This is a genomic window from Streptomyces sp. NPDC016677 (genome assembly GCF_055562815.1).
This window is the reverse complement of sequence record NZ_JBVHEO010000002.1, coordinates 759,899-774,511: the sequence shown is the minus strand read 5'-3', so window position 1 is coordinate 774,511 and position 14,613 is coordinate 759,899. Positions and strand designations below refer to the sequence as shown.

Annotated in this window: 1 protein-coding gene; it reads left to right on the top strand. The window is 74.7% G+C overall.

Annotation, left to right across the window (positions count from 1 at the left end; genetic code table 11):
- Window positions 1-5: 5 nt before the first annotated feature.
- Window positions 6-14,594 carry a non-ribosomal peptide synthetase gene (locus tag ACZ3IG_RS08740; protein WP_467430219.1) on the top strand — a complete coding sequence of 4,863 codons (14,589 nt, stop codon included), beginning with the start codon at window positions 6-8 and terminating at the stop codon, window positions 14,592-14,594.
- The last annotated feature ends 19 nt before the right edge of the window (window positions 14,595-14,613 follow it).

The following is a 14,613-nucleotide window of genomic DNA, read 5'->3' as shown; positions in this document are numbered from 1 at the left end:
ACAGCATGATCCCGCTCTCGTTCGCGCAGCGCCGGCTGTGGTTCCTGGAACAGATGGGGGAGGGCGGCGTCGCCTACCACCTCCCGCTCCAGGTGCGGCTGAGCGGTCAGCTGGACCGCGCCGCGCTGCGGGCGGCCCTGACCGACCTGGTGGAGCGGCACGAGGCGCTGCGCACGGTCTTCCACGACCACGACGGCGAGCCGGAGCAGGTGATCCTGGAACCGGCGCGGGACATCGGGCTGCCGGTCGTGCCGGCCGGCGCCGGCGAACTGGAACGGCTCCTCGACGAGGCCGCGGCGCGGCCGTTCGACCTCGCGCGGGAGATCCCCCTGCGAGCCACCCTGTTCGAACTCGGCCCCGCCGAGCACGTGCTGCTGCTGGTCGTCCATCACATCGCGGGCGACGGCTGGTCGATGGCCCCCCTGGCCCGCGACATCGCCACCGCCTACACCGCCCGCCGGAACGGATCGGCGCCCGGCTGGGAGCCGCTGCCGGTGCAGTACGCCGACTACGCGCTCTGGCAACGGGATCTCCTCAGCGACGAGGACGTCCCGTCGAGCCGCCTGTCCCGGCAGCTCACCCACTGGCGGACCGCGCTGGCCGGCCTGCCGGACCAACTGGCGCTGCCGTTCGACCGTCCGCGCGGTACCCGGTCGGCGCGCGAGGGCGGCTCCGTGCCGTTCGACATCGACGCGGACACCCACCGCGGTCTCGCCGCGCTGGCCCGCGAGCGCGGAGCCAGCATGTTCATGGTGCTCCACGCGGGCCTCAGCGCCCTGCTGACCCGGCTCGGCGCCGGAGACGACATCCCGATCGGCGTCCCGGTCGCCGGACGCACCGAGGAAGCGCTGGAAGACCTGGTCGGGTTCTTCGTGAACACCCTGGTGGTGCGCGCCGACACCTCCGGCGACCCGGCCTTCGCCGACCTCGTCGGCCGGGTCCGCCGGTTCGCCCTGGGCGCCCTGAGCCACCAGGACGTGCCGTTCGAGCGGCTGGTGGAGGCGATCAACCCGCGGCGTTCGACGTCCCGTCACCCGCTGTTCCAGGTGCTGCTGGCCGTGCAGAACAACACGGCGGTGACGCCGGAGCTGCCGGGCCTGGCGGTCACGGCCGAGCAGCGGCAGCTCCCGGTGGCACGCTTCGATCTGGCGGTGCACATCCACGAGCGGTTCACCGACACGGGCGAGCCCGCCGGACTGCGCTGCCGTCTGGACTTCCGGTCGGACCTGTTCGACCGTGCCACGGCCGACGCGATCGCGATCCGGTTCACCCGACTGCTCACCACGTTCGCGCGCCGCCCGGACCTGGCCCTGTCCAGGGCCGAGCTGACCGACGCCGCCGAACGCGACCTGGTGCTGCGCCAGTGGAACGGCGCCCCGCGCGACGTCCCCTTCGAAGGCGTCGTCGACCGCTTCCGCGCCCAGGCGGCGGCCACCCCCGACGCCGCGGCGGTGATCTGCGGCCCCGAAACGCTGACCTACGCCCGACTGGACGCCCGGACCGACCGGCTCGCCGCGATCCTGGCGGAGCGGGGCGCCGGACCGGAGCGGTTCGTGGCGGTGATGCTGCCCAGGACGGCCGATCTGGTCGCGGCACCGCTGGCGGCCCTGAAGTCCGGCGCGGCCTACGTCCCCGTCGACGCCGACTACCCCACCGAGCGCATCGCCTACCTGCTCGACGACTCCCGCCCGGCCGTCGTGGTCACCGTGGCCTCCCTCGCCGGCCGGCTGCCGCGGTCCTGCCCACCCGTGCTGCTGCTCGACGACCCCGGCACCGCCCGCCGGCTCGCCGCCGACGAGCCGACGCCACCGCCCGCGTCACCGCGACCGCAGCAGCTGGCCTACGTCATCTACACCTCGGGATCGACCGGACGCCCCAAGGGCGTCGGCGTCCCGCACGCGGCGCTGGCCGCCTACGCCTCCTGGGCCGGCGCGGCCTACCCGGCCGCGGGCAGACCCAGCGCGACCGGCAGCACCCTGCTGCACGCGTCGATCTCCTTCGACGCCACCGTCACCTCGATCTACCCGCCGCTGGTGGGCGGCGGCAGCGTCCGCGTCGGTGTGCTCGACCTCGCCGGGACACAGCCCCAGGAGGCCCCCTCCCCACCGGGCTTCCTGAAGGCCACCCCCAGCCATCTGCCGATCCTCGACGAACTCCCGGCCGGCTTCGCGCCCTCGGACACCCTCATGCTCGGCGGCGAGGCGCTGTACGGCGAGGCCGTCACCGCGTGGCGCGCGGCCCACCCCGACGTGGAGCTGATCAACGCCTACGGTCCCACCGAGGCCACGGTCAACTGCGCGGAACACCGGATCCCCGCGGGCACCGAGCTGCCCGGCGGCCCCGTCCCGATCGGCCGGCCGTACTGGAACACCGGCATCTACGTCCTCGACGCATGGCTGCGCCCGGCACCCGTCGGCGTCCCCGGCGAGATGTACGTGTCGGGCCCCCTCCTCGCCCGCGGCTACCTGGGGCGCCCCGGGCTGACCTCGGAACGCTTCGTCGCCGACCCGTTCGGCCCGCCCGGAGGGCGGATGTACCGGACAGGAGACGTGGCGTACTGGCGGCCGGACGGACAGCTCCAGTACGTCGGACGTGCCGACGCCCAGGTGAAGCTGCGCGGCTTCCGGATCGAACTCGGCGAGATCCAGGCGGTCCTGACCGAACAGCCCGGGGTGCTGGCGGCCGTCGCGGTGCTGCGTGACGACCTGCCGGGCGGACCCGGCATCGTCGGGTACGTCGTGCCCGAGGCCGGCGCGGCACCCGACCCCGCCGGCATCCGGCGCGGGGCGGCCGGGGTGCTGCCCGAACACATGGTCCCCACCGCCGTGGTGAGCCTGGACGCGATCCCGCAGACCTTCAGCGGAAAGCTGGACCGCGCGGCACTGCCGGCACCGGACCTGGCCGGCGGGCGCACCGGACGCGACCCCCGCACGCCGCAGGAGGAGATCCTGTGCGCGATCTTCGCGGAGCTGCTCGGCCTCGAACGGGTCGGAGCCGACGACGACTTCTTCCGCCTCGGCGGGCACTCCCTGCTGGCCACCCGCCTGGTCGGCCGGGTCCGCGCGGCCTTCGGCGTCGAGCTGCCGATCCGCGCCGTCTTCGAGACGGCCACGCCCGGGGGACTGGCCGCGCGGCTGGCCGGCGCCGGCCGCGCGCGCACGGCCCTGCGCCGCGCCCAGGACCGTCCCGCGGCCGTCCCGCTGTCCTACGCACAGCAGCGCTTGTGGTTCCTGCAGAAGATGGACCCCGGCGCCTCCGCCTACAACGTCTCCCGGGTGATCAGGGTCCGCGGCGACCTCAACCGCGACGCGCTGACCGCCGCCGTCCACGACCTCGTGTCGCGCCACGAGCCGCTGCGCACCCTGTTCGCCGAGGCCGACGGGGTCCCGGCGCAGCGGATCGTCGAAGCGGAGGACGCCCGGCCGCTGGTCGAGTTCCTCCCGCTCGGCGAGGAGGTGTCACGCACCGCCGCGGCCGAGACCGCCCGACGCGGCTTCGACCTGGCCGCCGACCTGCCGATCCGGGTCCACGTCTTCGAAGCCGCCCCGGCCGAGCACCTGTTGCTGCTGGTCATGCACCACATCGCGGGCGACGGCTGGTCGATGCTCCCCCTGTCACGTGACCTCGCGACGGCGTACGCGGCGCGCGTCGACGGACGGGCGCCCGACTGGCGTCCGCTGCCCGTGCAGTACAGCGACTACACGCTGTGGCAGCGGGACCTGCTCGGGACGGAGGACGACCCCGACAGCCCCATAGCCCGGCAGACCGAGTTCTGGAAGCGGGCACTGGCCGGTGTGCCGCTGGACCTGGACCTGCCGGCCGACCGCACCCGGCCGGCCGTGCTGGGCTCCACCGCCGGCACGGTCGAGGTACGGGTCCCGGCCCGGCTGCACGGGCGCCTGCTGCACCTCGCCAGGGAACACGGGGTCAGCCTGTTCATGGTCCTCCAGGCCGCCGTCGCCTCCCTGATCACCCGGCTGGGCGGCGGCTGCGACATCCCGCTGGGCACACCGGTCGCCGGGCGCACCGACGCCGCTCTGGACGACCTCATCGGCTTCTTCGTCAACACCCTCGTGCTGCGGACGGACACCTCCGGCGACCCGACCGTCGCCGAGCTGCTGGCCCGCGTCCGGGAGACGGACCTGGCCGCCTACGCCAATCAGGACGTGCCGTTCGAGCGGCTGGTGGAGGTGCTCAACCCGGTGCGCTCGCCGGCCCGGCACCCGCTCTTCCAGGTCTTCCTGGCCCTGCAGAACAACGCGGCGGCCACGCTGGACTTCCCCGGCCTGGACGCCGCGGTCGAGCCGGACGCCGCGGTGTCCGCCAAGTTCGACCTCGCGTTCAACCTGCGCGAGCGGTTCGGCGAGGACGGCCGGCCGCTGGGCATCGGGGGAGCGGTCGAGTTCGCCGTCGACCTGTTCGAGACCGGGACCGTCGCGGAGATCGCCGACCGGCTCGTGGCCGTGCTGGAGGCGTTCGCCGCCGACCCGCAGGCCAGGATCGGCGCCCTCGACGTCCTGTCGGACTCCGAACGCGAGTGGCTGGCCGCCCGCGGCTCCTTCCCCGCTCCGCCGCGGCGCACCGTACTGGACCTCATCCGCGACCAGGTGCGGTCCCGGCCACGGGCCGTCGCCGTCAAGGCGGGGCCGCGCGCCCTGACGTACCAGGAGCTCGACGCGCGGTCCGACGCGGTCGCGGAGCGTCTCGCCGCCGCCGGGGCAGGGCCCGAGACCCCGGTCGGGGTGTTCCTGGAACGCTCGCCGGAACTCGTCGTGGCCGTCCTCGGCGTGCTCAAGGCGGGATGCGTCCACGTCCCGCTGCACGAGGCGTATCCGGCGGAGCGGCTCCGGTGGATCCTGGACGACGCGGACGTCGGCCTGGTGCTGGCCGACGGTGGCGGCGACATCCATGACGTGGCCGGGGACCGGCAGGTCCTGCTCGTCACGCCGTCGGACCCGCCGGCCGGTCCGGCGGCCGTCCCGCCGCCCGGCGTCACGGACCCCGGGCAGCTGGCGTACGTGATGTACACCTCGGGGTCGACGGGCACGCCGAAGGGCGTCGCGGTCCCGCACTCCGGGCTGCTCGCCCTCGTCGAGGACCCCGGCTGGCACAGCGGCCGGCACGAGCGGGTGCTGATGCACGCTCCCTACGCGTTCGACATCTCCGACTACGAACTGTGGGTCCCGCTCACCCAGGGCGGCTGCGTGGTCCTCGCCCCCGGTGGCAGGCTCGGCGTCGACGATCTGGCGCGGCTGATCGAAACCGAGCGGATCACCTCGGTCCACTTCACCGCCGGCCTGTTCCGGCTGGTCGCCGAGGAGGCGCCGGAGTGCCTGGCCGGGGTGTCCGAGGTCCTGGCCGGCGGCGACGTGGTCCCGCCGTCCGCCGTCGAGAACCTGCTGCGCGCCTGCCCCGGCGTGGTCTTCCGGCAGCTCTACGGACCGACCGAGACCACCCTGTGCGCCGCGCAGTCCGAGGTCGGCGCGCCGTACACCGCCGGCAGCCGGCTGCCCCTCGGCCACGCGCTCGCGGGCGCCCGGATCCATGTGCTCGACGAGCGGCTGCGCCCGGTCCCGCCGGGAGTGGCCGGCGAGATCTACATCGAGGGCGCGGGCCTGGCGCGAGGCTATCTGTCCCGCCCCGGCCTGACCGCGGAGCGGTTCGTCGCCTCGCCGTACGGCCCCGCCGGCACCCGGATGTACCGCACCGGCGACCTCGGCCGCTGGAACCGCGCGCGGCAACTGGAGTTCGCCGGCCGCGCCGACGACCAGGTCAAGGTGCGCGGCTTCCGGGTCGAACCGGGCGAGGTGGCCGCCGAACTGAGCCGTCACCCGGCGGTCGCCCAGGCCGAGGTGGTGGCCCGCGAGGACCACACCGGGCAGACCCGGCTCGTCGGCTACGTGGTGCCGGACTGGGCCGGGCAGGAGAACCGGCTGGAGGAGGGCAAGCGCGCGCAGGTCGCCGAGTGGCAGCAGATCTACGACACGATGTACGGCGCCGCGCCGCGGGCCGCGTTCGGCGCGGACTTCTCCGGGTGGAACAGCAGCTACGACGGCGAGCCGATCCCCGAGGAGCAGATGACGGAGTGGCAGGCCGCCACGGTCGGGCGCATCAGGTCCCTGACGCCCCGCCGGGTGCTGGAGATCGGCGTCGGCAGCGGTCTGATCCTCTCGCAGCTCGCCGCCGGCTGCGAGGCGTACTGGGGCACCGACTTCTCCGCCGAGGCGATCGGGACACTGCGCCGTGAGGTCGCGGCCCGGCCGGAGCTGGCGGACGTGGTGCGGCTGCGGCGGCAGGGCGCCGACGACATGTCCGGCCTGCCCACGGGGTTCTTCGACACGGTGATCGTCAACTCCGTCGTCCAGTACTTCCCGAACGCCGGGTACCTGGAATCGGTCCTGCGCCAGGTGGTGGACCTGCTCGTTCCCGGCGGCGCGGTCTTCCTCGGCGACATCCGCCACCTGGGACTGCTGAGGCCGTTCCACACCGCCGTGGAGGCCGCGGGCGCGACGGCCGGCGACGCCGCGGCACTGCGGCGTGCCGTCGACCGCCGGGTGGTACGCGAGAAGGAACTCCTGGTCGCTCCCGAGTACTTCCACACCCTCGGCGACGTCCTCCCGGACGTCGGCTGCGTGGACGTCCGCGTCAAGCGCGCGCAGTTCCACAACGAGCTGAGCCGGTACCGCTACGACGTCGTGCTGCACAAGAGGACCGTCACACCGGTCGACGCCCGCCCGGTGCCGTGGACCGAGGCGGGCGGTCTCGCGGGGATCGCCGCTCTGCTGGAGCGCGAACGGCCCACCGCGCTGCGCCTGGTCGGGGTGCCGAACCGCCGGGTCGCCCACGAGGCCGCCGCCGCACAGGTGCTGTTCGCCGGTGACAGCCTCGACGAGGTCCGCGCGGCACTCGCCCGGCCGGCGGGCGTCGACCCCGCCGACGTCGAGAGGTTCGCCGCCGGGCACGGCTTCCGTACGGTCACCACCTGGTCCGCGACGGACGCCGGCCACGGCGCGCTCGACCACCTCCTGCTGGACACCGGGACGTTCCCCGACGACATGCCGGTCCCGACCCGGCCGCCCCAGGCCCCTGCGAAGACCCGGACCGGCCCGCTGATCAACAGCCCGGTGACGTTCCGCGAGTCCGGCGGGCTCGGCCGGCTGCTCCGCGGCCACCTCTCCGGGCGGCTGCCCGACTACATGGTGCCGTCCATGTTCGTGGTCCTGGACGCCCTCCCGGTCACCGCGAACGGCAAGCTGGACCGGGCCGCGCTGCCCACGCCCGACTTCGCCGGCGAGGCATCGGGCCGGGCCCCGGGCGACGCGTACGAGGAACAGCTGTGCACGCTGTTCGGGCAGGTCCTCGGGGTGCCGCGGGTCGGTGCCGACGACGACTTCTTCGCCCTCGGCGGCCACTCGCTGCTCGCCATCCGCCTGGTCAACGCCGTCCGTTCGGGTTTCGGCGCCGAACTCTCGGTACGGGCCGTCTTCGAGACGCCCCGCGTCAGTGACCTGGCACGCGTGATCGCGTCCGCGGAGCGGGCCGGCAGGCCGCCGCTGACGGCGGCCGAGCGCCCCGCGGTCGTCCCGCTGTCCCCGGCCCAGCGCCGCCTGTGGTTCCTGCACCGCCTCGAAGGACCGACCGGCGTCTACAACATCCCGATGGCGCTGCGCCTGACCGGATCGCTGGACCGGCCCGGTCTGGAGGCCGCGCTCCAGGACGTCGTCGCGCGGCACGAGAGCCTGCGCACCGTCTTCCACGACAGCGACGGAGAACCGTGCCAGGTCGTCCTCGACGACGTGGCCGTCGAACTGCCGCCGACGCGGGCCGCCGGAGCGGATCTCACCCGGGTGCTCGCCGAGGCCGCCGCCGAGGGCTTCGACCTCGCACACCAGGTGCCGATCCGGGCCACCTTGTTCAGGACCGGTGCGGACGAGCACGTACTGCTCGTCGTGGTGCACCACATCGCGGCGGACGGCTGGTCGATGGCTCCGCTGGCCCGCGACCTGGTCACCGCGTACACCGCGCGGATCGCCGGACGCGCCCCCGACTTCACCCCGCTGCCGGTGCAGTACGCCGACTACACCCTCTGGCAGCGGTCGCTGCTGGGCGCCGACGACGACCCGGCCGGCGAGCTCGCCCGTCAGACCGCCTACTGGACCGAGACGCTGGCCGGGCTGCCCGCCGAGCTGGCGCTGCCGACGGACCGCCCCCGGTCGGCGGTCGCCGACCACGCCGGCGCGGTGACCACGTTCACCGTCCCCCGGGAACTGCACGCCGGACTCAGGGAAGTGGCCGGCCGCCACAACGTCAGCCTCTACATGGTGCTCCAGGCCGCACTGGCCGCGGTGCTGACCCGGCTCGGCGCCGGGACCGACATCCCCCTCGGCGGCCCGATCGCCGGGCGCGGCGACGCGGCCCTGAACGACCTGGTCGGTTTCTTCGTCAACACCCTGGTCCACCGCGTCGACACCGGCGGGGACCCCGCCTTCGCCGGCCTCCTGGAGCGGGTCTCCCGCAACAGCCTGACCGCCTACGCGAACCAGGACGTGCCGTTCGAGCGGCTCGTTGAGGTGCTGAACCCACCGCGGTCGATGGGACGTCACCCGCTGTTCCAGGTGATGCTCACCCTGCAGAACAACGTCGAGCCGGACCTCGCGCTGCCCGGCCTGGTCGCCGAGGCCCTCGAAGTCCGCCCGGACCGGGCCAAGTTCGACCTCGACATCGAGCTGCGCGAACGGCTGACGCCGGACCGGGCGCCCGACGGGATGCGGGGCAGGGTGGTGTTCCGCACCCATCTGTTCGACCCGGAGAGCGTCGAGCGCCTGACCGGCCGGCTGGTGCGTTTCCTGGCGGCCGTGGCCCGGGACCAGCAGGTCCGCATCGGGGCCGTCGACATCCTGGAACCGGGGGAGCGGGAGCGGCTCCTGCGCCACGGGAACGCCCTGCCGGCACCGTCGGCCGGCTCCGCCACCGCGCCCGGCGGGGACCCGGTCGCCCTGTTCGAGTCCCGCGCCGCCGAACGGCCCGGTGCCGTGGCGGTGGTGTGCCAGGGAGCCGAGTGGAGTTACGCCCGGCTGGACGCCGAGGCGAACCGGCTGGCACGCAGGCTCGCCGGCCTCGGCGCGGGACCGGAGCGTTTCGTGGCGGTCGCCGTGCCGCGCTCCGCGGAGACGATCGCCGTGCTGCTCGCGGTGCTGAAGACCGGAGCGGCCTACCTGCCCGTCGACCCCGACTACCCGGCGGCGCGCAACGCGTACGTGCTCGCGGACGTGTCACCGGTCCTGCTGGTGACGACGTCCGCCGCCGCCGCGCTCCTGCCGGAGGCGCACGGCGTGACCAGGCTCGTCCTGGACGACCCGGAGGAACGCGGCACGGTCGGCGCCCTCTCCCCGGCCCGCCTCGGCGACGCCGGGCAGCACCCGGACCGGGCCGCCTACGTCATCCACACCTCGGGCTCCACGGGCCGGCCCAAGGGCGTCGTGGTCTCCCGGCGCGGCATGGCCGCCCTGGTCGCCTGGGCGGTGGCCGCCTTCGGGCGCGACGGCCTGGCCCGGGTGCTCGCCGCGACCTCGCTCAGCTTCGACGTCTCGGTCTTCGAGATCTTCGCCCCGCTCGCCGCGGGCGGCAGCATCGAGGTGGCGCGGGACCTGCTGGCGGTCGCGGACCGGCCGTTCACCGGAAGCCTGGCGAGCGGCGTGCCGTCGGTCGTCTCGGCGCTGCTGCGGGAGGCCGCGGCGCAACCGGCGCCGGCCCCGGACGAGCCGGTGCCGGCGGTGGACGAGCCGGTGCTGGCGGTGGACCGTATGGTGCTGGCGGGCGAGGCGCTGACCGAGGAGGTCGTGGCGCGGATCCGGCGCTCCGTCCCGGGCTGCGCCGTGGCGAACATCTACGGCCCCACCGAGGCCACGGTCTACTCGACCGCCTGGTACTCGGACGGCGGCGCGGGCCGGCCGCTGATCGGCCGCCCGCTGACACACACCCGGGTGTACGTCCTCGACGACCGCCTGCGGCCGGTGCCGGCCGGGGTCCCCGGAGAGCTGTACATCGCCGGCTGGGGCGTCGCCCGCGGCTACCTCGGCCGTCCCGCGCTGAGCGCCGAGCGCTTCGTCGCCGACCCGTTCGGCGAGCCGGGGACCCGCATGTACCGCACCGCCGATCTGGTGCGCTGGACCACCGACGGGCAGATCGACTACCTGGGGCGCGTGGACGACCAGGTGAAGATCCGCGGGTTCCGCGTCGAACTGGGCGAGGTCGAGACCGCGCTGCGCCGCGTGCCGGGCGTGGCCGAGGCGGCCGCCGCGGTGCGTGACACGGCCGGCGGCGACCAGCGGCTGGTCGGTTACGTGGTCCCCGCCCCGGAAGCCTCGGCGGACCCCGCGCGGCTGCGCCGCGAACTGGCCTCGGTGCTGCCCGACCACATGGTGCCGGGCGTGATCGTGACCGTGGGATCGCTGCCGCTGACGTCCAGCGGCAAACTCGACCGCAAGGCGCTGCCCGCACCGGAGGCCGGGTCCGGCGAGCGCTCCCGCCGCGAGCCCCGCACCCCGCTGGAGGAGCAACTGTGCGCGGTCTTCGCCGAACTCGCCGGGGCCGGCGCGGTCGGCGTGGACGAGAGCTTCTTCGACATCGGCGGCCACTCGCTGATGGCGGTGAAGCTCACCAACCGGATCAGGGCCCGGTACGGCGTCGACCTGCCGCTGCGGACCGTCTTCGAAGCACCGACCGTCGAGGAACTGGCCGTCCGCATCGGTGAGTCGGACCACACGAGCGTGCCACTGGCGCCGATGCCGCGCCCGCGGACCGTCCCGCTGTCGTTCGCCCAGCGCCGCCTGTGGTTCCTGAACCGTCTGGAGGGGCCGTCCGCCACCTACAACGTGCCGGTCGCCGTGCGGCTGTCGGGCGCCCTCGACCGAACGGCGCTCGCGGCCGCGGTCCGCGACGTGATCCGGCGGCACGAGAGCCTGCGGACCGTCTTCCCGGAGCGTGACGGCGAGCCGCGGCAGGTCGTGGCCGGGAGCTGGCCGGAGCTGGACGTCGTGGACCACCGCGGTGCCGACGACGCCGCGCTGGCACGGGAGTTGACCGCCCTCGCCGCCCGCGGCTTCGACCTGGCCCGGCAGATCCCGGTCCGCGTGACCCTGATCGTGCGGGGGCCCGACGAGTACGTGCTGCTGTTCGTGTTCCACCACATCGCGACGGACGGCGGGTCCACCGAGGTGCTGCTGCGCGATCTGGCGACCGCCTACCGCGCCCGGGCGAACGGCGGTGAACCCCCGTTCCCGCCCTTGCCGGTGCAGTACGCCGACTTCGCGCTCTGGCAGCGCGACCGCCTCGGCACCCGGACCGACGAGAACAGCCCTTTGGCGCGCCAACTGGCGTTCTGGCGCGACGAACTGGCCGGGCTGCCCGCCGAGCTCACGCTCCCGGCGGACCGCCCCCGGCCCGCGGTGCCCAGCCACCGGGGCGGCGCGGTCCGCTTCGACGTGGACGCCACGACGCACCGGCGGCTCACGGAGCTGGCGGGCACCCTCGGCGCCAGCACGTTCATGGTGATGAACGCGGCGGTCGCGGCGTTGCTCGTCCGGCTCGGCGCGGGCGCCGACATCCCCATGGGGACACCGGTCTCCGGGCGGACCGACGAGGCGCTGGACGACCTGGTGGGCTTCTTCGCCGGCACGCTGGTGCTGCGCCTGGACGCGCACGGCGATCCCGGCTTCGCCGAGCTGGTCGAGCGGGCGCGCAAGACCGCGCTGACCGCCTACGCCCACCAGGACGTGCCCTTCGAGACGCTGGTCGAGGCGCTCAACCCCGAGCGGACCCCGGCCCGTCACCCGCTCTTCCAGGTCATGATCGCGCTGCGTACCGGCTCGGCGGCGCCCCCCGCGCTGGCCGGTGTCCGGGCCGAGGCCTACGAGGTCGATGTGCCCGCCGCCAAGTTCGACCTCGAATTCGATCTGGTCGAGGAGCGCGACGCCACCGGCGCCCGGGGGATGCGCGGTGTCCTCCGGTACAGCGGCGACCTGTTCGACCGCTCCACGGCCGAGGGCATGGCCGGGCGGTTCACCGGACTGCTGCGGTACGTCGCCGTCCGGCCCGAGGCGCCGATCGGCTCGGCCGACATCCTGCTGCCGGGCGAGGGCGCGCTGCTGGAGACGCTGCGGTCCGGGACGGCCGGTCCCCGGCCGGCGGTGTTCCCCGACCTGTTCGAGGCACAGGTACGGCGTACTCCGCACCGCACCGCGCTGGTCTGCGGCGACGACGAGATCAGCTACACCGAGCTGAACCGGCGTGCGAACCGGCTGGCCCGGTACCTCGTCGCGGCCGGCGCCGGACCCGAGGGCCTGGTGGCGCTGCGCCTGCCACGGTCCGTGGAACAGGTCGTGGCGACGCTGGCGGTGCTGAAGTCCGGTGCCGCCTTCCTCCCGGTCGATCCGGCATACCCCGCCGAGCGCGTCCGGCTCGTGCTCGACGACGCCCGGCCGGACCTGGTCGTGGACCCTGCCCTGCTCGGTGACCCGGAGACGGCCGCCCGGATCGCCCGGGAGTCCGGCGCCGACCTGGCCCCCGGCGACCGGCTCGCGGCCCTGACGCCCGCTCACCCGGCCTATGTCATCCACACCTCCGGCTCCACGGGCCGCCCCAACGGTGTCGTCGTGACGCACGCGGGGATCGCCGGGCTCGCCGGGAGCCAGATCGCCAGGTTCGCGGTGGACGAGCGCAGCAGGGTCCTGCAGTTCGCCTCACCGAGCTTCGACGCCGCCTTCTCCGAACTGTGCATGGCCCTCCTCGCCGGCGCCGCGCTCGTGGTGGCCCCGCAGGAGGAACTGCTGCCGGGCGCCCCGCTGACACGACTGCTCGCGGCGCGTTCCGTCAGCCATCTGACCCTGCCCCCGGCCGCCCTGCCGCTGATGTCCGACGACAGCCTGGCGGCCCTGACCACCCTGGCCGTCGCGGGCGACGCGCTTCCCCGCGACGCCGTTCGCCGGCTGGCCGGCCGGGTCCGCCTGCTCAACGCGTACGGACCCACCGAGACCACGGTCTGCGCCACCATGAGCGAGCCCCTGGACCCGGACGGACCTCCCACGATCGGCACGGGTGTCGACGGGGTCGGACTGCGCGTCCTCGACCCCTCGCTGCGCCCGGTCCCGACCGGTGTTCCGGGAGAGCTGTACGTCAGCGGCCCGGCACTCGCCCGCGGTTACCTGGGCAGGCCGGCCCTGACCGCGTCGCGGTTCGTCGCCGACCCGTACGGCCCGGCGGGGACGCGGATGTACCGCACCGGAGACCTCGTACGCCATGACGGTGACGGCCGGCTGCACTTCCTCGGGCGGTCCGACGACCAGGTCAAGGTGCGGGGGTTCCGGGTCGAGCCCGGCAACGTGGAGGCCGAACTGGCCGCGCTGCCCGGCGTCGCCCAGGCGGCCGCCGTCGTCCGGGACGACCGGCTGCTGGCCCACGTGGTGCCCGAGCCCGGCGCCGTTCCCGACCCGTCGGCGCTGAGGCGGCAGCTCGCCTCGACGCTGCCGGGCTATCTCGTGCCCACCGCGATCGTCGTCCTGGAGGCCCTTCCGCTGTCCCCGAACGGCAAGATCGACCGTGCGGCCCTGCCGGCGCCCGACCTCGGCACGGCCGGCGGGCGCGAGCCGCGGGACGAGCGGGAGAAGGCGCTGTGCGGGGTGTTCGCCGAGGTGCTGGGGGTGCCGGCGGTCTCGGTCGAGGACGACTTCTTCGAACTCGGCGGCCATTCCCTGCTCGCGGCCAAGCTGATCAGCCGGCTGCGTTCGGTCCTCGGCGTCGAGGTGGGCCTGCGGCAGCTGTTCGAGGCGCCCACGCCGGCCCGGCTCGCCGCGACGGCCGACCAGGTGCGCGGTGCCGGGGGAGACTTCGAGGCGGTGCATCCCCTCCGGTCGGGCGGCGGCCTGCCGCCGCTGTTCTGCGTGCATCCGGCGGGCGGCCTGGCCTGGTCGTTCTCCGGGCTCACGGCGCACATCCCGGCCGGCCGTCCGGTCATCGGTCTGCAGTCGCGGGCCGTCGCCGACCCTCCGGCCCACGGTCCGGACAGCATCGGTGAGATGGCGGAGGACCACCTCGCCCGGATGCTGGAGGTGTGCCCCGACGGTCCGTACCACCTGGTCGGCTGGTCGGTCGGGGGCCTGATCGCCCATGAGATCGCCGTGCGGCTGGAGCGCCGGGGCAAGCGGGTCGGCCTGCTCGCCGTCCTGGACGCCTATCCGCTGCACGACGTCGGGGGACTGCCGTCGGGGTCGCCCGGCCAGGCGGTGCGCGGGGAGATGGCGGGCTTCTCGGACGCCGAGTGGTCGGCCGGCCTCGCGGAGCGCCTGACCCGGGCCTACGAACGCAACACCAGGGCAGCCGCGCGCTTCACCCCCGGCGTCTTCCACGGAACGCTGCTGCTCTTCCGCGCCACCCGGAAGCCGCAAGGCCACGGCCTGACGGCGCGGCTGTGGCATCCGCACGTGGCGGGAAGCGTCGAGGAGCACCTCGTCCACTGCGGCCACGAGGACATGACCCGGCCCGAGTCCCTGGCCGCCATCGGTCCCGTCCTGGCCGCCCGCCTCGCCGAACTCCGATGAACATCGACCACAGGAATCG

Coding starts and splice junctions, on each gene's coding strand:
- ACZ3IG_RS08740 (WP_467430219.1), top strand. CDS start 6: ATGATCCCGCTCTCGTTCGCGCAGCGCCGGCTGTGGTTCCTGGAACAG.